The 24,716-nt window shown below is 37.2% G+C and carries 23 protein-coding genes and 1 tRNA gene; 19 read left to right on the plus strand and 5 right to left on the minus strand.

The window, feature by feature from the left end; all coding sequences use genetic code 11:
* Positions 1–81 precede the first annotated feature (81 nt).
* The 3 genes from rapZ to whiA are packed head-to-tail and all read left to right on the plus strand — an operon-like array spanning position 82 to position 2,952.
* Positions 82–996, plus strand: coding sequence for an RNase adapter RapZ (gene rapZ, locus ATN92_RS06800; protein WP_056953970.1), 915 nt, complete (start codon positions 82–84; stop codon positions 994–996).
* The gene (locus ATN92_RS06805; RefSeq protein ID WP_056953972.1) at positions 983–2,017 is read left to right on the plus strand and encodes a gluconeogenesis factor YvcK family protein; all 1,035 of its coding nucleotides are present in this window, start codon (positions 983–985) and stop codon (positions 2,015–2,017) included. The genes rapZ and ATN92_RS06805 overlap by 14 nt, the downstream gene beginning before the upstream one ends.
* A complete protein-coding gene (gene whiA, locus ATN92_RS06810; RefSeq protein WP_025085089.1) occupies positions 2,017–2,952 on the plus strand; it encodes a DNA-binding protein WhiA in 936 nt (311 codons plus the stop codon). The genes ATN92_RS06805 and whiA overlap by 1 nt, the downstream gene beginning before the upstream one ends.
* 71 nt (positions 2,953–3,023) lie before the next feature.
* Here whiA and ATN92_RS06815 read toward each other — a convergent pair whose 3' ends face one another.
* The 4 genes from ATN92_RS06815 to ATN92_RS06830 all read right to left on the minus strand — a co-directional run bounded on the left by ATN92_RS06815 (position 3,024) and on the right by ATN92_RS06830 (position 7,525).
* On the minus strand, positions 3,024–4,418 hold the full coding sequence (locus ATN92_RS06815; RefSeq protein ID WP_056953974.1) for a DHA2 family efflux MFS transporter permease subunit: 1,395 nt from the start codon (positions 4,416–4,418) through the stop codon (positions 3,024–3,026).
* Between the two features lie 332 nt (positions 4,419–4,750).
* Entirely contained in the window at positions 4,751–5,338 is a 588-nt protein-coding gene (locus ATN92_RS06820) for an ATP-dependent Clp protease proteolytic subunit (RefSeq protein ID WP_025085087.1), read from the minus strand.
* Between the two features lie 102 nt (positions 5,339–5,440).
* Positions 5,441–6,517: an acyltransferase family protein gene (locus ATN92_RS06825; RefSeq protein WP_056953975.1), complete on the minus strand. Its 1,077-nt coding sequence runs from the start codon at positions 6,515–6,517 to the stop codon at positions 5,441–5,443.
* Between the two features lie 132 nt (positions 6,518–6,649).
* Positions 6,650–7,525, minus strand: a complete 876-nt coding sequence (locus ATN92_RS06830) for a LysR family transcriptional regulator (protein WP_056953976.1) — start codon at positions 7,523–7,525, stop codon at positions 6,650–6,652.
* Between the two features lie 132 nt (positions 7,526–7,657).
* Between ATN92_RS06830 and ATN92_RS06835 the strand changes: the two genes are divergently transcribed.
* The 7 genes from ATN92_RS06835 (at position 7,658) to ATN92_RS06865 (ending at position 14,473) form a co-directional block, all read left to right on the plus strand.
* Positions 7,658–8,557, plus strand: coding sequence for an ACP S-malonyltransferase (locus tag ATN92_RS06835; RefSeq protein ID WP_082604575.1), 900 nt, complete (start codon positions 7,658–7,660; stop codon positions 8,555–8,557).
* Between the two features lie 3 nt (positions 8,558–8,560).
* Entirely contained in the window at positions 8,561–10,201 is a 1,641-nt protein-coding gene (gene mdcA / locus ATN92_RS06840) for a malonate decarboxylase subunit alpha (RefSeq protein ID WP_056953977.1), read from the plus strand.
* 3 nt (positions 10,202–10,204) lie between these two features.
* Positions 10,205–10,999, plus strand: coding sequence for a triphosphoribosyl-dephospho-CoA synthase (locus ATN92_RS06845; RefSeq protein ID WP_056953979.1), 795 nt, complete (start codon positions 10,205–10,207; stop codon positions 10,997–10,999).
* A gap of 14 nt (positions 11,000–11,013) precedes the next feature.
* A complete protein-coding gene (locus ATN92_RS06850; protein ID WP_025085080.1) occupies positions 11,014–11,310 on the plus strand; it encodes a malonate decarboxylase subunit delta in 297 nt (98 codons plus the stop codon).
* Entirely contained in the window at positions 11,300–12,958 is a 1,659-nt protein-coding gene (gene mdcD / locus ATN92_RS06855) for a biotin-independent malonate decarboxylase subunit beta (protein WP_056953980.1), read from the plus strand. The genes ATN92_RS06850 and mdcD overlap by 11 nt, the downstream gene beginning before the upstream one ends.
* Positions 12,952–13,569, plus strand: a complete 618-nt coding sequence (locus ATN92_RS06860) for a malonate decarboxylase holo-ACP synthase (RefSeq protein ID WP_056953981.1) — start codon at positions 12,952–12,954, stop codon at positions 13,567–13,569. Before mdcD ends, ATN92_RS06860 begins: the two co-directional genes overlap by 7 nt.
* A 115-nt stretch (positions 13,570–13,684) precedes the next feature.
* Positions 13,685–14,473 carry an alpha/beta fold hydrolase gene (locus ATN92_RS06865; RefSeq protein WP_056953983.1) on the plus strand — a complete coding sequence of 263 codons (789 nt, stop codon included), beginning with the start codon at positions 13,685–13,687 and terminating at the stop codon, positions 14,471–14,473.
* A 133-nt stretch (positions 14,474–14,606) separates the two neighbouring features.
* Here the strand turns inward: ATN92_RS06865 and ATN92_RS06870 are convergent.
* Positions 14,607–14,678, minus strand: a tRNA-Arg gene (locus ATN92_RS06870).
* A gap of 224 nt (positions 14,679–14,902) precedes the next feature.
* On the opposite strand from ATN92_RS06870, the gene ATN92_RS06875 reads away from it, so the two are divergent.
* The 9 genes from ATN92_RS06875 to ATN92_RS06915 all read left to right on the plus strand — a co-directional run bounded on the left by ATN92_RS06875 (position 14,903) and on the right by ATN92_RS06915 (position 24,716).
* On the plus strand, positions 14,903–15,949 hold the full coding sequence (locus tag ATN92_RS06875) for a sugar-binding transcriptional regulator (RefSeq protein WP_056953986.1): 1,047 nt from the start codon (positions 14,903–14,905) through the stop codon (positions 15,947–15,949).
* A 34-nt stretch (positions 15,950–15,983) separates the two neighbouring features.
* A complete protein-coding gene (gene gap / locus ATN92_RS06880; RefSeq protein WP_056953988.1) occupies positions 15,984–17,012 on the plus strand; it encodes a type I glyceraldehyde-3-phosphate dehydrogenase in 1,029 nt (342 codons plus the stop codon).
* Positions 17,013–17,127: 115 nt separating this feature from the next.
* On the plus strand, positions 17,128–18,342 hold the full coding sequence (locus ATN92_RS06885) for a phosphoglycerate kinase (RefSeq protein ID WP_056953990.1): 1,215 nt from the start codon (positions 17,128–17,130) through the stop codon (positions 18,340–18,342).
* A gap of 28 nt (positions 18,343–18,370) precedes the next feature.
* Entirely contained in the window at positions 18,371–19,123 is a 753-nt protein-coding gene (tpiA, locus tag ATN92_RS06890) for a triose-phosphate isomerase (RefSeq protein WP_056953992.1), read from the plus strand.
* Positions 19,124–19,207: 84 nt separating this feature from the next.
* A complete protein-coding gene (gene eno, locus ATN92_RS06895) occupies positions 19,208–20,509 on the plus strand; it encodes a phosphopyruvate hydratase (protein WP_054643119.1) in 1,302 nt (433 codons plus the stop codon).
* 484 nt (positions 20,510–20,993) lie between these two features.
* Positions 20,994–22,052, plus strand: coding sequence for an oxidoreductase (locus ATN92_RS06900; RefSeq protein WP_056953994.1), 1,059 nt, complete (start codon positions 20,994–20,996; stop codon positions 22,050–22,052).
* 14 nt (positions 22,053–22,066) lie between these two features.
* Positions 22,067–23,608 (plus strand): ClC family H(+)/Cl(-) exchange transporter, encoded by a 1,542-nt coding sequence (locus tag ATN92_RS06905; protein WP_056953996.1) that lies wholly within the window; start codon positions 22,067–22,069, stop codon positions 23,606–23,608.
* 73 nt (positions 23,609–23,681) lie between these two features.
* A complete protein-coding gene (secG, locus tag ATN92_RS06910) occupies positions 23,682–23,918 on the plus strand; it encodes a preprotein translocase subunit SecG (protein WP_056953998.1) in 237 nt (78 codons plus the stop codon).
* 60 nt (positions 23,919–23,978) lie between these two features.
* The gene (locus ATN92_RS06915) at positions 23,979–24,716 is read left to right on the plus strand and encodes an alpha/beta hydrolase (RefSeq protein ID WP_056953999.1); all 738 of its coding nucleotides are present in this window, start codon (positions 23,979–23,981) and stop codon (positions 24,714–24,716) included.

A 24,716-nucleotide genomic window follows, 5' to 3' on the forward strand; every position in this document is an offset into this window, starting at 1 on the left:
AAAAATATTTTTATCTTTTCTTCTCCAAAACTGACACGCCTGGCTCGTTATGTTATGCTTATATGGAATGTGAGGTGCAAAATGGCAAAAGATACGCTGAATTTAGTTATAGTAACCGGAATGAGTGGTGCAGGTAAAACTGTCGCCATGCAATCTTTTGAAGATTTAGGTTATTTTTGTATTGATAACATGCCACCTAATCTACTTCCTAAGTTTTGGGAATTAGTTCATGAATCAGGAACTATTAAAAAAGTAGCTTTAGTTGTCGACATTAGATCACGTGCTTTTTATGATGAGATTTTCTCAATGTTGTCACAAGTTGATGAAGATGAACAAGAAAAACACCAAAAAGTTGATATGAAGATTCTCTTCTTGAACGCATCAGATGAGGAATTAGTTTCCCGTTATAAAGAAACTCGTAGAAGTCATCCGCTTGCAATGGAAGGTCGTCTACTTGATGGTATCGAAAAAGAACGAGAACTTTTGTCAGAAATCAAAGGTCGTGCGTCAGTTGAAATTGATACAACAGATTTAACTCCACGTCAATTACGTGAAGAGATTTTTGATAACTTTCAAGAGTCGTCTGGAGTACCAACCTTTCATATTGAAGTAATGTCATTTGGTTTTAAATATGGTTTGCCAATTGATGCCGATATAGTAATGGATGTCAGGTTTTTAAAGAATCCATTTTACATCAAAGAATTGAAAACACAAACAGGTGTGGATAAACCTGTTTATGATTATGTTATGGATGATCCAGAGACAAAGAATTTTTATGATAAGTTTTCAGGATTATTGAAGGATATTATTCCTGGATATGAAAAAGAAGGTAAAACTAGTTTAACGATTGCAATTGGCTGTACCGGTGGGCAACATCGATCAGTTGCAATTGCCCAACGTCTAGGTACTGACTTGAAGAAGAAGTACTACGTTGATATAACTCATCGTGACATGGAAAAATCTCAGAAGAAGGTAATCGAAGATGGCCGAAAATAGGATAGTTCGAGTTGTTAAAGGACGTCGTCCAAAGGTTGTAGTTATAGGTGGGGGAACTGGTTTACCAGTTGTATTAAGTAGTTTAAGAAAAATGGATGCTAATATCACTGCGATTGTTACTGTAGCCGATGATGGGGGATCATCTGGTATTATTCGTGACTATATTAACGTTGTCCCTCCTGGGGATATTCGAAATGTTTTAGCATCACTATCTGATTTGCCTAAGGTTGATATGGATGTTTTCCAATATCGCTTTAAGAGTAATGATGATTTCTTCTCAGGTCATGCGATCGGTAATTTAATTATCGCTGCTTTGACTGAGATGTCACCTAACATTTTTGACGCTGTTCAAGAACTATCTAAAATGATGAAAGTTGATGGTCATGTTTTTCCAGCAAGTAATACTAAATTGACGTTACATGCGGAATTTACAGATGGAACTAAATTAGCTGGTGAACATGAGATTACTCACTCAGGAAAACATGTTAAACGTGTTTGGGTCACGGATTCTGATAATCCAAAAGAAGAACCAAAGTCAGTTATTTCAGTTATTGCTTCAATTATGCAAGCTGATGTGGTTGTTTTGGGCCCTGGTAGTTTATTTACAAGTATTCTACCTAACTTGATGATTAAAGATATCGGTGAAGCTGTTAAACAAACTTCAGCTGAGGTTGTTTATATTTGTAATATCATGACACAAATTGGTGAAACTGAAGGTTTTACAGATGCTGATCATGTCCGCGTTTTAAATCGCCATTTGGGTGGTAATTTTATTGACACGGTACTGGTTAATACAAGAGAAATTCCTGATGGTTATATGGATCATAAGAAGTATGACGAGTATGTCAATCAGGTAGAAACAGATTTTCAAGGTTTAAGAAAAATGGGATGCAAGGTTGTGCAAGATGATTTCTTGTCGTTGCACGATCAAGGTTCCTTCCATGATGGTGAAAAGGTTGCTGAGGAAATAATCAATTTAGCCTTACAATCTGGTAATAGAAAAAATGAGGTGAGACGTTAGTGGTTTCATATGCAAGTGAGGTCAAGCAGGAACTCACAAAATTAGTCGTCCATCCCGAACATGCTCGAGTAGAATTATCGGCATTGTTGAGAATGAATGGCTCATTAAGTTTACAAAATCATCATTTCGTCTTAACCGCACAAACTGAGAACGCCGCTATTGCACGAAGAATTTTTTCTTTGATTAAGCAAAAGTATGGAATTGAATCAGAATTACTTGTGCGAAAAAAGATGAAATTAAAGAAAAATAATCAATATCTTGTACGTTTGAAATATGATACTAATCGTGTACTTACGGATTTAGATATTTTGGATGAATCAGGTTTGTCGATTAATACCGATGTACCTGAAGAAGTTTTAAACGAAGATCAACGGATGCGCTCATATCTAAGAGGAGCCTTTTTGGCTACTGGAAGTGTGAATAACCCTGAGACTTCCAGATATCATTTGGAAATTTACTCATTATATGAAACACATAATGAAGGAATTGCTCAAATGATGAATTATTTTCATTTGAATGCTCGGACTACCAAGCGTCGTAACGGCTATATTGTTTATCTAAAAGAGGCTGAAAAAATTGCTGATTTTCTTCAATTAATTGGGGCAACTAACTCAATGTTGAAGTTTGAAGATATTCGAATTGTGCGTGATATGAGAAACTCGGTTAATCGTTTGGTTAATTGCGAGAATGCTAATATCAATAAGACCGTGGCAGCGGCTGAACGTCAAATTGATAATATTAAACATTTACAGGCAACAGTAGGATTGGATTCCTTACCAGATAAATTACGTGAAATTGCAGTTTTACGTTTAGAAAATCCAGAAGTTTCTTTGAAGGAACTAGGAGAGATGGTACCAAGTGGTCCTATCTCTAAATCAGGAATCAATCACCGTTTACGTAAGTTAAATGAATTGGCTGAAACAGCCAGAGTATAAAAAATAGTCTTCATATCGACCAATCAAAGTGGTTGATGTGAAGACTATTTTGCTATGTTAAGAATTTAATTTTATGCGTTATTCTTTTTATGATTTTTAATCAATAAAGCAAAGATAAAACCGATAACCGCCATGCCGAAGAAGAAGGCAAAGACATGTTGAAAGCCAATTAGTCCGTTATTGGCGGGTAAATGATGTTTTTGATTAGTTGAAACTAGAATCAAAGTGGCAAGACTGACACCTAATGAACCGAGTAATTGTCTAACAGTCGTTATAATTGCTGTTCCATGAGGAATTAACTCTTCTGATAGAGAGTTACCACCTAAAGTTGTGGCAGGCATCATAACGAAGGCATTACCACCTTCAATTAAGATAGCGATTAGAATCATTGGCAGAATACCTAATTTAGTATGGAGAATGAAGAGTAGGAACCAGCCAATAACAATCATCGACATTCCTGAAATTAAGGTGGCTTTGAATCCAATCTTATCGGCTAACTTACCAGTAAGAGGATTCAAAATACTTAGAACAATAGCTGGTGGTACTAACGCTAAACCAGACATTAGAACTGAAACATATAAAATATTTTGATAATAAAGTGGATAGATGATTGTTACAACAATTAAGGAAATATATGAGAAACCGGTCAATAAGACAGCCAAGTCAAAGTTGAAGTTCTTCATAACTTTTAAATCTAGTAGAGGCTTATCTTTAGTTAATTGACGATGTATGAAGAGAACGGTCAAAATAATACTGATAACTAAGAGAATAATTAAGTTAGTTGAGAAGCTTCTAGTACTACCAGCCTGATTAACAACATAAAGTAACCCGATAATACCAAGTAGATAAATTGTTGAAATAAGGTCAAGACTAGCTTTGTGACGAGGCATAACATCTTTGATATTGAAGAGAGCACTGATAAAGATAATAATCATGATCAATAAGAAGATGACGAAAAGTCCTTGCCATTGTAAAAAGTTTAGGACAATACCGGAAATAATAGGACCTGAAGCTAAAGCAGAACCCATGACCAAACCAGCGTATCCCATTGTGGCGCCACGTTTACTCTCAGGCGTGATGGTCAGTAGGACGGACTGGAACGATGGGAACAAAACACCTACACCAATTGCTTCTAGAGCTCTTCCCAGCATAGCCATTGGAAAGTTTGGTGCCACGATGATAATTAAGGTACCAATTGCAAAAATACCAACAACGCTAAGAAAGATTTTTTTAAACGAAAAATTGTTTAATAACCATGGACTGATCGGCATCATGATACACATGATTAACATAAACCCCGTTGTTAACCATTGAATCGTTGGTGCTGTTACGCCAAAGAATTTCATTAATGTCGGATAAGCCGTTGAAAGTGAAGACTGACTGATCGACATCGTAAAGGTCCCGGATAACAAAGTTATGATGAATAACTTCCGAGCCAGGCTATTTTGGATTTCGCCCTTATTCATAAAAAAGACCCCTTTTGTTTAATCTAAGAACAATTTAAGGATAGACTAAAATAAAAGGGGTGTCCAATGGAATGCCTGATGTAGAGCGCTTTCAGAGAGATAAAAAAAGACCAGGACGTTTTGTCCTGATCTAAATAATTGTTGTTCTATGCTGAATGGTAGAAACGAGCTACGCTAGGCAAATGCTTAGGCTTACTCCGCTCTCTAATTAAAACGAGCTACACAAACCAGATTCCTGTGCTTTGCCTGACTTCACAAACCGCCTGCTTCGCAGTCAATTCGCAAAGTCCTGCAAATGCTCAGAATCTAAACGGGTTTGTTCCGCTCTCTAATTACTTATCAGCTTTATTTGTCATGATTTCGTCAATCAAACCATAATCTTTAGCTTCTTGGGCTGTCATGTAGTTATCACGATCAGTATCCTTTTGAAGTTTTTCAAATGTTTGACCTGAGTTATCAGCCAAAATGTGATTCAATCTCTTTCTTGTCTTCAAGATCTCTTGAGCAGCAATTTCAATTTCTGTTTGTTGACCTTGAGCTCCACCTAATGGTTGGTGAATAAGAACGGTTGAATTTGGAAGAGCAAATCTCTTGCCCTTAGTACCTGCTGACAATAGGACACTGGCCATTGATGCAGCCATACCTGTAGCAATTGTCTGAATATCAGACTTAACGAAATTCATTGTATCCATGATAGCTAATCCGTCGGTAACTGAACCACCGGGTGAGTTGATATACATGGAAATATCCTTATCTGAATCTTGAGCATCGAGGAATAGTAATTCGGCGATAACTGTATTAGCCATTTGGCTGTTAACTTCACCAGATAACATAATGATTCTATCTTTTAATAATCTTGAGTAAATATCGTAGGCACGTTCGCCACGAGAACTTTGTTCAACAACTGTAGGAACTAACATTAAAATGCCTCCTGTTTTTAATTAGCACTCTTAATAGCACAGTGCTAATTTAGCATACTATTAATATTGGGTCAACAAACAAAGCTTAAGAAATAAAAATAATTATTTAACTTCGGTTTGAACAGCAGGTTTAGTGATCATATTTTTAATCTTCGACCAAACAATATGGAAAGTATAAGCTGAGGCGAATGATAATATCCAAGTCAATAAATAGCAAATGATAATGGCTGCAATAGGATTGATTTGAGGTAAGAAGCCACTACCTAAACGCCAAATAATTTGGAGCCAGAAGACGTTAGATAAGTAAGCTCGATAGGCATAAGTAGCTAAGAAGTGGAAAACTGGTAAGGCCTTAGAGTCAGTATTGATGTGACGAATGGCTAACGTAGCTACTAGACCAATAACCAATAAAGCATAGAGAGTCATCGATGGTTTGTAATAGGGAGCATTGCTTAATTTGACTGGATAACCGAAAGCAAATAATTCACGGTTAGTCCAATAGAAGACAGCGATAAGTAAAATCACTAAAATAGGAAAAGCTTTTTTAAGAAACTTCTCAAATTTGTCACGAAACATCCAAGCGACAACTCCGAAGATTCCATAAATTACGAAACTGATAAAGATTCTATCTAATAGGTACCAACTTTGTTCATGAGGACCATGGAAGACTTGGACATCGTAGAAGTAAATCCAAGCACCAAAGAGAATAACGGTTAAAACAATTGTGATAATACCACGAGTATTGTTGTTTTTTATCCAGTGAGCTAAAGCCCAAAAAAGTGGCATTAGGATAATGAATTGTAGCATCATGGTGTTATACCACAAGTGTGGAGCAGCGTTTCCATTGATGAAATGCCAACAAAAAGAGCCAAAACTGTTGAATTTATTAACTTGTTGAACATCCGGAAAAACCAATAAGTAAGCGAGGGTCCACCAAATTGTAGGTACAAAAAGAGCAGACCATTGTTTCTTCAAATAGCTACCATAATCTCCCCAAGTATTTTTATTAGTAGTTCTAGTCGTAGTATATAAAATACCAAATATAAAGGCTGGAGCTGTAAACTTCACCAAATTGTAGATAATTCCGATTGGAGTTTGATAACTAAAACTGGGATTGGTTGATAGAACTAAACTGAGTACAGTCTGCATCATAACGGCAGTACAGGCAAAGACCTTCATATAGTCACCTATATCAGCCTTCGGTGTAATGTCTTTTTTATTTTCATGTGATAAATCTCCCCTTGTAAAATTGTGAGATCAACAAAAGGAAATCCTTAGATTCAATATATTCTCATCCCAAAATAAATGCAACTAAATTTTCAATTCGGATCTTTGGAAGGATAAGAAAATCAAGATCAGTTCATTACTGATTTCACGTTGAATATTTGTCAGATTTTTATGAGGTGAGCAGAGATAAATTGTCCGTTGTAGTGGATCAGGTGTTAGACGAGCCAATTGAACTTTGGAACTGATTGTTTGCCAAGTGACGGAAGGAATGAAGCTCAAACCGACACCAGCTTCAATGATTCCTCTAACTGTTGCAGGGTCATCAGCTTCATATTTATAGTTCAAAGTGATATCTCGTTTTAAAAAATATTTATCGATGGTCACTCGCAAAGGATTGTTTGCTGAAAGGCCAATCATTTTTTCTGACACGAGTTCTTCTGGTTTAATAAAATGTTGACTGTAGCCATAATTGATATTCCAACCAACAAAAATTTCTTCCTTTAAAACGGGTACATTAGTCAATCCCTGTAAAGGGGTGCTAGTAATAATAAAATCGAATTGTTTAAAATCTGTTTCCCTGACGTTATGTTGAGCAATGTTCAATCTAACGTTGGGGAATTTTTCTTGAATACTAGTAACAAGTGAAGGGATGAAAGGTGAAGCAACTTCCATTAATAGTGAAATTGGATATTGTGTTTGATCCAAGCCACCTTTAACGGCTGAAATACCACGATTCAATTCTTCCAGACTGTCATTAACGTAACTGTAGAATAATTTGCCAGCTCGATTCAATTTCAAAGTTCTACCAGTACGGTCAAAAAGTTTCGTGCTCAATTCATCCTCTAATTGTTTGATGGTTTTACTGACAGCTGGTTGAGAGACGTAGAGGATTTTGGCGGCTTTAGTGATGCTTTCTTGATTTGCGACGACAACGAAATAAGTTAATTGATTGAGATTCATATTTTGCTCCATTCATAACCAAATGGTTAAGTATCTTGCTTTTTATATATTATACATGTTATACATCGGCAATTATACTGAATCTGTGAGATCAATAAGAAGGATTGTTGGAGGTGATTAATTATCAAAACCTTGTGGATATTTCCAGGCCAAGGTGGTCAAAGAAGTGGGATGTTAAGTGAAGTCCCACCGGAAATGATTCAACGAGTAAAAACCCTAACTGGTATTGAATTGAAAGATACGGCTGAAGCTTATCAAGATTCAATTCAGATTCAATTAGGAATTTTATTATTACAATTATTTGATATTCGACAATTAAAAGCAATCCAGCAAAAGCCTGATGCCGTTGCCGGACACTCACTAGGAATTTTTGCGGCTGCTGTAGCGGCAGGAGTTATTAGCGAAGATGATGCAATTAAGATTGTTTATTTACGTTCAACCGAGATGCAAAAGTCATATCCAAGTGGATACGGCATGGGTGCAATTGTTGGTTTAACGAGAAAAGAAGTTTCTACTTTAGTAACCCAAATCAATAGTGAAGAGCAACCAGTTTTCACTTCTAATCAAAATTCGGAATTGCAAACTGTTATTTCGGGTTCATTGGAAGGGATAAACAAAGTTTTAGCCCTCGCTAAGGATAATGGCGCGCAAAAGACAGTCTTATTGAAGGTTCCTGTGCCATCGCATTCTCCATTGATGCAAAAGGTTGCTAACGTTTTGGAGAAAGAATTGTCCAAAGTAGAATTGCATGATCCGCAATGCACGTATTTAGCTAATTATAATGGTCGCTCTAGTAAAAAAGTGACAGAGGTTAAATACGATATGATCAACAATCTCGTTCATCCTGTCTATTGGGACACAATGATGGACGTGGCGTCAGAGCTAGGTATTGATACAACATTAGAAGTTCAACCCGGACAAACTTTTACCAAATTGGTTAAGAGTAAGTTCCCTGATTTTAGAACTATCACCATGAAAAATATGAGTCTTGATGATATTGAGTTTTTGTTAGAAAAATGGAAAAGAGGATAATCAATGGCTAATAGAAGTTGGACCCAAAACCGTGATAACAAAGTTGCTAAGATGGCAAGCATTTCATCACTTTTGGATGGTAAATTAGTTAAAACAGAAAATGCTAAGACATTATTAGAAAGCATTATTAAACCAGGCGACAAGGTCGTTTTGGAAGGGGACAATCAAAAACAGGCTAGTTTCTTATCTGAAACTTTGGCTTCAGTTGATCCCGAAAAAGTACATGATTTGCATATGATCATGTCAAGTGTGTCACGTCCAGAACATTTGGATATTTTTGAAACTGGCATTGCTAAGAAGTTGGACTTCTCATTTGCCGGACCACAAAGTACTAGAATTTCACAAATGATTGCTGATGGAACAATGGAAGTCGGTGATATTCATACATATTTGGAATTATATGCTCGTTTATACGTTGACTTGATTCCTAACGTTGTTTTAGTTGCTGCTGATAAGGTTGACCGTGATGGTAATCTTTACACTGGTGCTAATACTGAAGAGACACCAGTTATCGTTGAATCAGCTGCATTCAAAGACGGAATTGTTATTGTTCAAGCCAATGAAATTGTTGATAAAGTTCCTCGTGTTGACATCCCTGGAGATTGGGTCGACATCGTTGTACCTGCTGACGAGCCTTATCAATTGGAGCCACTATTTACAAGAGATCCACAAAATGTCACAGAATTACAAATTCTTATGGGAATGATGGCAATTCGTGGAATTTATGAAAAACATAATGTACAAACAGTTAACCATGGTGTTGGTTTTAATACTGCTGCAATTGAACTCCTATTGCCAACGTATGGTGAACAATTAGGTTTGAAAGGTAAGATCGTGCCTAATTGGGAAGTTAACCCTACACCAACTTTGATTCCAGCAATTGAAAGTGGTTGGGTCAAGACTATTCATAGTTTCGGTGGCGAAGTTGGTATGGAAAACTATATTGCTCACCGTCCTGATATTTTCTTCGTTGGTAAAGACGGTAGTATGCGTTCAAACCGTGCCTTTGGTCAAATGGCCGGTCAATATGCTTTGGATATGTTCGTTGGTTCAACATTACAAATTGATAAATATGGTAATTCTTCAACCGTAACTAATGGTCGTCTATCTGGTTTCGGTGGTGCTCCTAACATGGGTAGTAATCCACATGGCCGTCGTCATTCAACACCAGCTTGGCAAAGCTTACGTCCTGATGATGATCCATTGGGTAAAGGTCAAAAATTAGTTGTACAAATGGTTGAGACTTTCGGTTCAAACAAGAAGCCAGTCTTTGTTGATCATTTGGATGCTGAAGAAGTTCAAAAAGAAGCTAAATTGGCTAATGTACCAATCATGATTTATAGCGAAGATACTACACATATCGTTACTGAAGAAGGTATTGCTTACTTGTATAAGACTGACAGTATGGCTGAAAGACAAGCAGCGATTGAAGCTATTGCCGGTGTCACACCAGTTGGTTTGAGAAGTAATCCTAAACAACTAAAAGAATTGCGTGCTAAAGGTATCGTAGCTCTACCAGAAGATTTAGGTGTTCATCGTAGTGAAGCTAAGAGATCACTTCTTGCTGCTCAAAATATGGATGATCTAGTTAAGTGGTCTGATGGACTTTATAATCCACCTGCAAAGTTTAGAAGTTGGTCATAATCAATGATTGAAACTAAGTATTTAAAATTAGCTCAACAAGCAGTTACCGCATTGAAGTGGGAAGTATCATTCTCACCTAAGCCGGGATTAGTTGATGCAAAGTCAAATGGTTCTCATACGGATATGGATATTGATTTGTTTTACAAATCTGCTGATAGTTTGTTAGCTGGTTTTGAAGAAATGATTCAGGTTTCATACCAACACCCCTTAGATCTAGCTTTACGTGAAGAGATAGGTCGAATAGGCCGTGTGGCTGAAAAAGATATGTTTACAGCAACCAATGGAATCAATACTCACAAAGGAGCTATTTGGAGTATGGGACTTTTGGTCAGCGTAATCAGTAGTTTACAAACAGATGACTTGGAAACTATCTTTGCTGGAGTAAAAAAGTTATCGAGAATGCCTGATAAATATGTTCAGACAACTAAGAAAACTCATGGGATGATCACTAAACAGAAGTACGCTTTAAATGGTGCTAAAGGCGAAGCTCAAAGTGGATTTGCCAACGTCTCTAAAGTATTGAGTTTTCAACCAGAAGCAGATGATTACGATACTTGGCTGAAACGATTACTACTTTTGTATAGCAATGTTAATGATACAAACGTTGTGTATCGTAGTAATTTACAAGTTTTACAAGAATTTCAAACTTTGTCAGCACAAATTGTTGTTTCTAAACAAACTGTGTTAGACAATCCAAAATTTCAAATCCTTCAAAAATTTACACAAAAATACAATATTTCACCCGGTGGCTGTGCAGATCTGTTCGCTGCAAGTTACTTCTTAAAACATTTAAATTAGAAACGGAGAAAAAAATGGAAAAATTACATTTTAATTTCGATACAACTGATGCAATTGCTAAACCAGTCCATGTCGGCGTTGTTGCATCTGGTGATCTCGAAGTTATTTTTAGACCAACAGACAAGAAGACAGAAGTTAATATCGTAACTGGTAGTGATGGTTTCAAAGAAGTTTGGGCAAATGTCTTGAAACGTTTCTTTGACAGATATCCAATTCAAGCCAATATTGAAATTAATGACTTTGGTTCAACTCCAGGAGTTGTTAATCTTCGTTTAACTCAAGCATTGGAGGAACTAAAAGATGAAAAATAGTTTTGTTGAATTACATGCACGTGAACGTGCGCTTTCATTATTAGATGCAGGTACTTCCAAGGAAATGGTTGGACCACTTGATAATATGATCTCACCACATTTGGAACCTCAAAATATTGTTCCTGAAAGTGATGACGGAATTGTTTTAATGAAAGGTACAATCGATGGTAATAACGTTTTAGTTGTTTCCATTGAAGGTAAATTCCAAGGCGGTGGTATCGGTGAAGTCAGCGGTGCCAAGATTGTTGCAGCTTTGGAAAAGGCTTTAGAAGATAATAAGAATGGTAAGACTATCTATCCAATTATTATCTTGGATACTGGTGGTGTCCGCTTGCAAGAAGCTAACTATGGTTTGCTATCTATTTCAGAAATCCAAAATGCCGTTATTGCTTTAAAGAAGTATGTTCCAGTAATTGGTTTAGTACCAGGACGTGTTGGATCTTTCGGTGGTATGTCAATTACAGCTTCAATCTTGTCATATTTGATTGCTACTAATAAGGCCAGAATTGCTCTAAATGGACCAGAAGTTATTGAACAAGAAGCTGGTGTCCGTGAATTTGATTCTAGTGATAAAGATTTGATCTGGAACACTTTAGGTACTAAGCAAAGATTAGCAACTGGTTTAGTTGATGAAGTTGTTGATGATACAGTGGATAATGTTAAAAATTCAATCATCAATGAAATTAAGACTAGAAAGGATGCTCATCGTACCGAAAATGTCGATTTCTATCTCAGTTTGTTAGATCAATTGGATTTAAGCAAGAAACTAGATATTGAAACTTACGATAAACTCTATAAAAATGTTAAAGTAAAAAAACATGATATTCCAGAAGCTGTAGCTAGTTCTAAAGAGGGCACTAAGAGTCGTGGTCGCGCTTGGTTTGAAAAGATGACTGGTATCAAGAATGCTACTAGCTCTGTTTCAACAGTTTTGCATGCACAAAAAGATGGCAAGGAATATGTTGCTATTGTGCCCGATGCTGATAATAAATTTCCACGTGTTAGAAATGGTGAAGTTGGATTACAAGAAGGTTTCGCAGTTGCTAGTGTCATTAATAAGGTTGTTGCTGAAGATAAGGATAAAGATGTTAAACGTCCAATTATCTTGATTGTTGATGTACCTAGTCAAGCTTATGGCTATCAAGAAGAATTGATTGGTATTCATGTTGCTTTAGGTTCTAGTGCAGCTGCTTATGCTAAAGCTAGACAAGCAGGTCATCCAGTAATTGACTTTATTCCTGGTGATGCTGTATCCGGTGGTTTCTTAGCTCATGGCCTACAATCTAACCGTATGATTGCTTTGGATGATGATTCAATTACTATTCAAGCTATGTCAAAGGCTAGTGCCGCTCGTATTACACAAAGAACTATTGCTGAATTAGAAGAAGCTACAAAACATGTTCCAGCTATGGCTTATGATATTGATAACTATGAAAAACTTGGTGCTTTGTACAAGCTAGTTAAGGGTATCGGTTCATGGGAAGCAACTGACGAAAATGTTGTAAAAATCAATCAAATTATTGATGATGCTATCGACGGTTTAAATGGCGATAGAACACTTCATTTCCGTTATGAAACACCAATTGCTAAAGAAAGTGGACGTAAGGCAACCTTAAAAGTTCGTAAACTAGTTGATGAACAATGGTAGAAATTAATCCACATGACTTGTTAAAAATTGATTCTACTTCGGCTTTGTCAGACGAATTGCCAAGCTGGGCTAACTCTATTTTTCCCAATTCTTTGACAGTTGTTGTGAGACGTAGTCCTGTAAAAGCGGAACTAATTCCTGTTGGCGTTAGAGGGATGAAACGGGAACATCGTTTTGCAACATATGTTGATCCTAAAAATGTTTTGGAAGTTACAACGCCATATCAATTGGTCGAAAAGAGAACTTGGAAAGAGGTTACTCTGGAGCGTCAAGTGCTGCCAGCTATTAAGGCATTACCAAAAGTTAATGAAATTTTGCACGATTATCGCTGGGGGATTAGTGGCAGTGTTGGCTTTGAATTAGCAACTGGTACTCCTGCGGCCAAAATGACGAGTGATTTAGACTTAGTTTGGTTACCGAAACAAGAAATTAGCAAACAAGTGGCTAGTGAATTATTGAAGAGACTAAATCAATTCGGAGTTCATGCTGATTTGCAAGTTATTCAAGGAAACAATGGGTTTTCTTTGGAAGAGTACGCAAATAGTACTTCGACCATTATGATGAAAACCTTGCAGAATCCAATTTTAGTAAGAGATCCTTGGTTAAAATAAAAAGTTCCATCAATCTAAATAGGTTGGTGGAATTTTTTTCGGGTGGATAAATGTTTTTGAGTGCAATATAGTGGGTAAAGAGTGATTTTCGATATGGGATTTAAGGAGAAAATATATGGAACTAGTTACAAATGATGGAGTACGACTTAATTATCAAGTCCATGGACAGGGACAACCAATTATTTTTGTTGAAGGATTTGGTGGCTATCAAGAAATTTGGAATTTACAAGTAGAATACTTTTTAGGGATGCGTTATCAAATAATTACGTATGATCATCGTAATCATGGACAATCACAACGGACTGATAAAAATTTAACGTTAAAGCAGTTAACGGATGATTTAGAAACTTTAATTAGTTATTTGAAGTTGGATAATCCAATTTTAATAGGTCACTCAATGGGAGCCAGTGTTTGCTATAGCTATTTACAAAGGAATAATAAAGTTAAAGCAGTCATGGCTATTGATCAGTCTCCCAAAATGTTAAATGATAAAAATTGGACGTACGGGTTTGAAGATATAACAGCTGATAACTTCCAATCTAAATTAGTTCAAAAAAATAACGTTCATGAAACATTGCATGGATTGGATAATCGAGTTTTCGAGGATTTAAATCAAGCTAAGGCTATGCATCCGTTTGATAGAGAAGGAACTTTGCCGTTGTTATTTGATCACGTGCAAAAAGATTGGCGCAGCGCATTAACCAACACTCAGGTACCAGTAACCCTAATCGTTGCCAAACAGAGTCCATACTTTGATTATCGTTTTGGTGAGGTAGTAGCAAAAACTAATCCTAAAATCAAAACATTTACTATGGATAATAGTGGACACGATATTATGGCTGAAGTTCCCGACGAATTTAATCAGGTTTTACGTCATTTTGTTCTTAGTAGCAGTAGAAAATAAAAAACAAGATAATCTCAGGAGTAAAACCCGAAAGATTATCTTGTTTTTGCATAGAATAATTCCTGTTATAGTCATAAAACAATTAGAATGTTGAATTATCAACACTTACAGTTAAGACTTTGTGAAACAATTATGCGCCACGTGGGAGTCGAACCCACATCCCAGGAACCGGAATCCTGTGTGCTATCCATTACACTAGCAGCGCAAGCACAATATAATTCTAGCTCATCATAGGGTAAAAAGTAAATCTCTAAAAAAATTAATATAACTTTCACTTTTTATCGCATATTACTTGAAATATTCACAAGAGAGTTTATACTATTAGTTGTGCTTAGGAGATGAGATTTAATCATCTGGGCTTTTATTTTTTGAGTACATGGGTCGTAAACAGACATACAGGGACAGGACTTGCCCCATGGAGTATATCAAATGACTAATAATGAAGATTTAGAATTGCTGGATTTAGTTGCCCCAGACTTCATTAAGACTCTGGAAAAGCGATTTAAAATACTTCAGAGTATCTCATTAATGGAGCCTATCGGGCGCAGAGTGTTAGCTGATGATCTTAACATTACTGAACGTGGGTTAAGAACAGAAACTGACTTGTTGAGAAAGCAAGGTTTGATTATTTCTTCGAAATCTGGAATGTCTTTGACAAAGACAGGTAGCGACGTTGTAATTAGATTGACAGATGTATTAGCCGATTATCAAGGAACTGCTTTATTGGAGAAACAATTGAGTAGTAAGCTTGGAATCAGTAGATGTATTGTTTTACCGGGTAATGCTGATAAGCAACATCGTGTGGTTGATTCATTTGGTAGAAGGCTTAATCAACTTTTAGGGACACTGTTACCGACAGGACAGTCAATGATCTCTGTTACAGGTGGTAGCACCTTGGCTCAAGTTGCAAGAAATCTTTCTTCTGATTTGTCAAAGAACCGTCAACTGGTATTTTTACCAGCTCGTGGTGGTGTTGGTGAGTCAGTTGCAATTCAAGCTAACAGTGTTTGTGCGGAAATGGCTTCTAGAACACAGGGTCAGTACCGGGCATTGTATCTTCCAGAAGATATTTCTGAAAAAAGTTTCGAATCTTTGCAAAAAGAGACTTCAATTAAGTCGGTTCTTGATTTAATATATAGAAGTAATGTTGTTATTCACAGCATTGGCACTGCAAGTGTTATGGCTGAGAGAAGAAATCTTTCTTCTAAAGAACAGAATGTAGTAGACAGTGGAAGAGCTGTTGCAGAAGCATTTGGTGATTTCTTTGATCAAAGTGGTAAACTTGTTTATAAGGTACCTAGGATTGGACTTCATGTCCGGGACCTTGATAGAATAGAATATGTGATTGCGATTGCCGGTGGCGAGAGTAAAGCTAACGCGATTCAATCATATATGAAAAACGCACCTCATCATACAATCTTAATTACTGATGAAGGTGCCTCAAAACTGATTTTAAGGGATAACCCTTTAAAATAATATTTTTTTTATTTCCTGAAGGAGGAATTTTTGTATGACTACAAAAGTTGGTATTAATGGATTTGGCCGTATCGGTCGTTTGGCATTCCGCCGTATTGCTGCACTTCAAGCAGCTGGCAAGACAGATTTGGAAGTTGTTGCAATTAACGATTTAACTTCACCTGCTATGCTTGCTCACCTATTGAAGTATGATACAGCTCATGGTAACTTCGAAATCGATAAGATTGAAGCTGCTGACAACGCTATCGTTGTTGACGGTAAGAAGATCCCTGTATATGCTGAAATGAACGCTGCAGACCTTAAATGGGTTGCTAACGACGGTGTTGACATTGTTCTTGAATGTACTGGATTCTACACATCAACAGAAAAAGCACAAGCTCACTTGGATGCCGGTGCAAAACGTGTATTGATCTCAGCTCCATCAGGTGACATGCCTACAGTTGTTTATGGTGTTAACGATGACATCCTAACAAACGACGTTAAGATCGCTTCAGCTGGTTCATGTACAACAAACTGTCTTGCACCTCTAGCAAATGCCGTAAACGAAGAATTCGGTATTAAAGCTGGTACAATGACAACAATCCATGCTTACACAGCTACACAAAAACTTCAAGATGGTCCAGAACGTAAAGGTAATGTTCGTGCTGCACGTGCTGCTGCTGCTAACATCATCCCTCATTCAACTGGTGCTGCTAAGGCCTTAGGTCTTGTTGTTCCTGCATTGAAGGGTAAGCTTGATGGACATGCACAACGTGTTCCAGTTATCACAGGTTCAGTTACAGAATTAGTTGCAACTCTTGGTAAAGAAGTTACAGTTGACGAAGTTAATGCTGCAATCAAGAAGTATACAGAAAACAACCCTTCATTCGGTTACAACGATGATGAAATCGTATCTTCAGACGTTATCGGTACATCATTCGGTTCAATCTTTGACCCAACACAAACACAAATTGTTGGTAAGGGCGACGCACAAGTTGTAAAGACTGTTGCTTGGTATGACAATGAATCAGGATTTACAGCACAAATGGTTCGTACACTTGAAAAGTTTGCTACATTAGACTAATTCATTAATCTAAACTAGTAATCACGAAAACCTAATTTAGTGTGATTTAAATTGGCGGAGGGAGGAAAACTCCTTCCGCTTTTTTTTAAGGAAAATATTGGAGGATTTATTTACAATGGCTAAACTTATTGTTTCTGACGTTGACGTAAAAGGCAAAAAAGTCTTGATGCGTGTAGATTTCAACGTTCCTATTAAAGATGGTGTTGTCGGCGATACAAATCGTATCGTTGGTGCTATCCCAACAATCAAATATGTTTCAGAACATGGTGGAAAGGTTATCTTGCTATCTCACTTGGGTCGTATTAAGAGTGACGAAGACAAGAAAGCTTTATCATTGAAGCCAGTTGCTGCTAAACTTCAAGAATTAAGCGGTATGCCTGTAGAGTTCGTACCAACTAACGAAGGTAAAGAACTTGAAGATGCTATCAACGGTCTTAAAGACGGTCAAATCCTATTGATGGAAAACACTCGTTTCCAAGATATCGATAACGACTTCGGCAAACGTGAAAGCAAGAATGATCCTAAACTTGGCGAATACTGGGCATCACTTGGTGACGTATTTATCAACGATGCTTTCGGTACAGCCCACAGAAGCCATGCTTCAAACGTTGGTATCTCAACAGCTATGAAGGCTGCTGGCAAGCCAGTTGCTGCTGGTTTCTTAATGGAAAAGGAAATCAAGTTTTTAGGTAACGCCGTTGACAATCCTGTACACCCATTCGTAACAATTCTTGGTGGTGCAAAGGTTTCAGATAAGATCGGTGTTATTGAAAACTTAATTCCAAAATCAGACCACATCTTAATCGGTGGTGGTATGGCTTATACATTCTTAGCTGCTCAAGGCCACAAGATTGGTAAGTCTCTATTCGAAGAAGACAAAGTTGAACTAGCTAAAGACCTCCTTCAAAAAGCTGGCGACAAGATTGTTCTTCCTGTAGACCACATCGTTGCTAAAGAATTCTCAAATGATGCTGATGCAACAACTACTGATGGTGTTGATATTCCTGATGACGAAATGGCTCTTGATATCGGACCTAAGACAGTTAAATTGTTCCAAGACAAATTAGCTGGTGCAAAGACTGTTGTATGGAATGGACCAATGGGTGCATTCGAAATGAGCAAGTTTGCTGAAGGTACACTAGAAGTTGGACGTGCTATGGGTAGCCTAACAGATGCTATTACTATTGTTGGTGGTGGTGACTCAACTGCTGCTGCTAAGAGTCTTGGTATTGCTGATAAGCTAACACACATCTCAACTGGTGGTGGTGCTTCACTAGAATACCTTGAAGGTAAAGTATTACCTGGTATCGACTCAATTTCAGATAAATAATTATTATTTTTCAGAGGAGAATTAATTTATGCGTACACCTATTATTGCGGGTAACTGGAAGATGAACAAGAATCCTAAAGAAACCCAAGAATTTTTAGACGGTATCAAAGGTAAGTTGCCAGAATCTGGCGTTGAAACTATCATTGGTGCTCCAGCCATCGACCTTACAACACTTGTTGCAGGTGCAGAAGGCACACCATTGAAGACAGCTGCTGAAAACTCATACTTTGAAGATGCTGGTGCATTTACTGGTGAAACTTCACCTAAGGCACTTGATGAAATGGGCATCGACTATGTAATCATTGGTCACTCAGAAAGAAGACAATACTTCGGTGAAACTGATGAAGACATCAACAAGAAAGCTCTTGCTATCTTGAAGAACAACATGCTACCTATCATTTGCTGTGGTGAAACACTAGAACAACGTGAAGCTGGAAAAGCTGAAGACTGGGTAACAGGTCAAATCGAAAATGCTGTTAAAGGCATTTCTGCTGCTGACTTGGCTAAATCAGTTATCGCTTACGAACCAATCTGGGCTATCGGTACTGGTAAGACTGCTACTGCTGATCAAGCACAAGAAATGGTTCACGTAATCCGTGAAAAGATTGCTAGCTTGTACGATGCTGACACTGCTGATAAAGTACGTATTCTTTACGGTGGTTCTTTAAAACCTGCTAACGTTAAAGAATTAATGGCTAAAGAAGATATTGATGGTGGACTTGTTGGTGGTGCATCAATGGATCCAGAATCATATATCGCTTTGGCTAACTTCAATAAATAATTAGTTTTATATAAGTTATTTATTTTAAGTGCCAAAAAGGTTAAAATTGTGTTGTATTAAAATCATAAAGGAGATTTTTAAAATATGTCTGTAATTACTGATATTTTAGGCCGTGAAGTTCTTGATTCACGTGGTAACCCAACTGTTGAAGTTGAACTATATACTGAACTAGGTGGCTTTGGCCGCGCACTTGTTCCATCAGGTGCTTCAACTGGTGAACACGAAGCTGTTGAATTACGTGATGGCGACAAATCACGTTTTGGTGGTAAGGGTGTTCTTAAAGCCGTTGCTAACGTAAACGACAAGATTGCTAAAAAGGTTATCGGCATGGACGTTACTGACCAACGTGCCATTGACCAAGCTATGATCGACCTTGACGGTACACCAAACAAGGGTACTTTAGGTGCTAACGCTATTCTTGGTGTTTCACTTGCTGCTGCTCGTGCTGCTGCTGACGAATTAGGTCTTCCATTGTACGAATACCTTGGTGGTCCTAATGCTCACGTATTGCCAACACCTATGATGAACGTTATCAATGGTGGTAAGCATGCTGACAACAACGTTGACTTCCAAGAATTCATGATTGTACCTGTTGGTGCAAAATCAATGCGTGAAGCCGTACGTATGGGTTCAGAAACTTTCCAATCATTGAAGAAGGTTCTTGAAAGCCGTGGCTTGAACACAGCTGTTGGTGATGAAGGTGGTTTCGCTCCTGATCTAGAAAACAACGAAGCACCATTCAAGATTTTGGTTGAAGCTATTGAAAAAGCTGGTTACAAGCCTGGCGACGACGTTGCTATTGGTTTTGACTGTGCTTCATCAGAATTCTACAACAAAGACACTCACAAGTACGAACTAAAGGGTGAAGGCGAAAACGGTGCTGTTCTTTCAACAGACGAATTTATCGACTTGCTTGATGGTATCGTTGACAAGTACCCAGTTGTTACAATCGAAGATCCTATCGATGAAAACGAATGGGAAGACTGGCAAAAAGTTACTGCTAAACTTGGTAAGAAAGTACAACTTGTTGGTGATGACTTGTTCGTTACAAACACAGACTACTTGAAGAAGGGTATTGAAATGGGAGTTTCAAACTCAATCCTTATCAAGCTTAACCAAATCGGTACACTTACAGAAACATTCGAAGCTATCGAAATGGCTAAAGAAGCTGGCTTCACAGCCGTTGTTTCTCACCGTTCAGGTGAAACAGAAGATACTACAATTGCTGACCTTGTTGTTGCTACAAACGCAGGTCAAATCAAGACTGGTTCAATGAGCCGTACAGACCGTATTGCTAAGTACAACCAATTGATGAGAATTGAAGATCAACTTGGTGACCAATCAGAATACAAGGGTATCAAGAGTTTCTACAACTTAAACAAATAATTACTTTTAAGTAATTAATTAAAACAGCCTTAGGGCTGTTTTTTTTGTGTCATTTTTTTGTACAATATATAAGTGGAGTTTTTACTTATATTTGGTTGGAATTGATATCAATCCTATGTAGTGGGATAAATATTGTGAGCTTTAGTTTAAGTGAAAAAGAATTTAAGTGGTTTAGGGTATTGAATATCTAAATAAACGCTGTTTTTACTAACTAAAATTTTAAGATTGTAAACAATAGAATAGAATGCTAGTCTGGAGCAACAAGAAAATTGGCTCAGCCATAAAATTTACCTTAGCAATTTATTACTTAGGTAAAGGCCGAACTTGAAGATCCATGGATTTGCACGAAGTGCAAATCCATTAGCTTCCAGTCGGCCTATGGCGTTCCAGCCAAATTTTCTTGTTGCGGAGGACGGAAAGCTAAGCATTACTAAAATCAAATTTAAGTAAAAATCATAAGTAGAAATAGTTGGAGGAGAATTAAATGACATTAAAAATTGCATTTATTGGATTTGGTAAATCGGCCAATCGCTATCATTTACCATATTTGAATATTCGAAAAGATTTTCAAGTGAAGACCGTTTATACACGTAAGGCAGTTAATGAAAATTTGGCTAAACCTTATCGTGATAACGGAGTCAATTTCACTAATGATTTAAATGATATTTTAAATGATCCAGAAATTGATTTAGTAACAATTTGTACTCCAGCTCAAACACATTATCAATTAGCTAAGAGTGTAATTGAAGCTAAGAAATCAGTTATCGTTGAAAAACCATTTGTTGATACTTTAGATCATGCGCGTGAATTAATTCAATTAGGTAAAGATAATAATGTTTTGGTTATGCCATATCAAAATCGCCGCTTTGATGGTGATTATTTGGCCGCTAAACAAGTTATTGACCAAGGCTTCCTGGGTGATATTGTCGAGGTTGAATCACATATTGATTATTATCGTCCTAATACGGTTAACGGTAAGGGAACGAAAGAACAAGGTGAATTCTATGGTTTAGGAATTCATTTGATGGATCGTATGGTTGCCATTTTTGGTCGTCCTGATAAAGTTGTTTACGATATTCGTAACACCGAAGTTAGTGATGCTGTGGATAACTATTTCGATGTTGATTTGCATTATGGCACAAAGATGAAGGTTAAGGTCAAAGTAAGTACTGATGTTGCCAAAGAGTATCCTCGCTTTACTATTCATGGTATGAATGGTTCATTCATCAAGTATGGTGCTGACCAACAAGAAAATGATCTTAAGGCTGGTATTATGCCGGGTACACCTGGATTTGGAGAAGATAGTCCGATGTATTATGGTTTGGCTAAGTATCGTAATGCTAATGGAGATTGGATTGAAAAACAGATTAAGACACCATTAGGGGATTATGGTTTGTATTATGATTCTGTTTATCAAACATTAGTTAATAAGAAGCCAAGACTGGTAACTGATGAAGAAATTTTGACTGATATGGAATTGCTTGAAGCTGGTTTCTATCAACCATCGCCATCAGTTTATGATGTTCCAAAACTAAACTTTTAATGTAGGGGATAAAAATGAAGATAGCAATTACTGATAATGAGAAGTTAAAACTGACTTTAGAAGGTGTTCTGGTCGGAGCAATTTCAGGAATTGTTGTAAGTATGTTTAGATGGTCAATAGCTCAATCATTAAAAGTTTTTCAAGGGCTTTATGTAACAGCTAGAAGCAATTTAAGTTTATTAATTGGTTTATTGATTGCCATGATCGTTGTGGCAATCTTTGTTGGCTATTTGCTTAAGAAAGAACCCAATATCTCTGGTTCAGGTATTCCTCAAGTTGAGGCTCAATTAGGTGGCGAGATGCATCTGAAGTGGTGGTCAATTTTGTGGCGTAAGTTTGTCGGAGGTATTTTGAGTATTGGTCCTGGTCTTTTTCTAGGACGTGAAGGACCTTCAATTCAATTAGGGTCAGCTATTGGACAAGGCGTTGGAGAATTAACACATGATAATCGTGGTGTAAATCAACGTGTCTTGATAGCTAGTGGAGCAGCGGCTGGTTTGGCAGCGGCATTTAGTGCACCAATTGCAGGAGCAATGTTTGTTTTGGAAGAGGTTTATCATAATTTTTCACCATTAGTTTGGGTAACCTCTTTAGCTAGTGCAGTCAGCGCTAATGTTATTTCACTCTACGTCTTTGGCTTACAACCAGTTTTACAAGTACCATATCAATATAGTTTGCCGATAAAATATTATTGGCATTTAGTTATATTGGGGATTATTTTAGGATTAATGGGACGACTCTATCAAATCGTTTTGTTGGCAATGCCTTCAATTTACGAAAAGACCAGATTACCTCGATTTATTCATGGTATTATTCCTTTGATCCTAATTGTTCCTATTGGAATGGCTGTTCCACAGTTTATCGGTGGTGGTAATGGAATCATTATCAACCTGGATAAATATGGAACAAGTCTCTTATTCTTATTAGGATTATTAATTTTAAGATTTGTTTATTCAATGATTTCGTATGGATCAGGTTTACCTGGTGGTATTTTTCTTCCTATTTTAAACTTGGGAGCTATTATTGGTGCCATCTATGCGGTGGTGATGAATCAATTAGGATTATTACCAATTGCTTTTGAAAGTAATCTGATTATCTTTGCAATGGCTGGTTACTTTGCCTGTATTGGTAAAGCACCATTTACGGCCATTATTCTGGTAACTGAAATGGTTGGTTCATTAAAACATTTGATGCCTTTGGCCGTGTTGTCATTAGTAGCGTATATTGTGGTGGATCTATTAAATGGAGCACCAATTTATGAATCATTGAAAGAAAAATTGAATTTAAATTCTGATTATCTAAACCGTGTCAGCAAGTTTACTGATCGTTTGGAAGTGCCAATTTATGAGGGTAGTTCAATTGATGGTAAATATATTCGTGATATTCCATTTCCTAAAGATATTTTAGTTGTTGGAGTTTATCGTGGAGAACGTCAATTGATACCTAATGGCGATACGCTTATTAAAGCGGGCGATAGAATTGTTGTCATGGTAAATGCTGGCCAGAGAGCTAAAATATCACGGAAGTTAAAGAACATGATTAATGGAATTAACTAGAAATTTGACCCATTTTATGTTATTGTTTTAGAAGTGATTTCAGCTTTCAACACCATGAACGGAGGTTTTACAGGTGTATAACGTTATTGAAACAGTGTTGATAATCGTTTCCATTTTGATAATAATTGCCGTCTTAATGCAACCAACAAAGCAACAAGATGCTTTGAATGCATTGTCTGGTGGTGGTGGCGACCTATTCAGCAACCAAAAGAAGCGTGGTTTCGAAGCCTTTATGGTTAAGGTTACCTACGCTTTACTAGTATTATTTTTTGTTTGCTCGTTGATACTAGTATACTTATCATCTCACTAAGCAATTTATTCCTCCTGAAAGTTACTCAGGAGGTTTTTTGTTATAAGGAGCATTTGTGATATGAAAATTTTAACGCCCCAACCGTTTTATTTTGATAAGGGTTCAAGTGCAGTTCTTCTTTTGCATTCTTTCTCAGGCACGGCTAATGATATGCGATTACTAGGTAGGTATTTGGAACGTAGTGGTTATTCTGCTTATGCTCCGATGTTTGCCGGTCACGGAACTCCTGAGCCATTAGATATTTTAAATCTTGGCGGACCTGATCGTTGGTGGGAACAAACACTTGAAGCAGTGGAATTCTTAAAAGCTCAAGGGAAAAAACAAATTTCAGTTTTTGGTTTATCCTTAGGGGCAATTTTTGCTACTAAAGCTTTAGAAGAAATTCCAGAAGTAGTGTCAGGTGGTGTCTTCGGATCGCCACTGTATACGACCAACTTTCGGGAAATTAGAAATGCCTTTATGACCTACGCAAAAAAGGTGTATTCTGTTCAACAGGGCTTAACAGAAGTTGAGATTGATTCTAAAATTAGAGTTGTTGATTCTAAGATAGATTCGATGTTAACAGAGATAAGTAAAGCTACCGCTGGTGTAACTGAAAATTTGGCTGAAATAAATCGACCATATTTTATTGGTCAAGGTACGAGTGATGAATTAGTAAATCCGGATGCCGCAAAAATTGTGGCTCAAAAGGTTGGAACAGCACAATTGCATTGGTATGATGCAGGACATGTCCTAACCATCAACAGTGCTCACCATGAATTGGAGAGTGCCGTGTTAAACTTTTTAGAAAATAATTGA

The sequence above is a fragment of the Companilactobacillus bobalius genome (genome assembly GCF_009764355.1).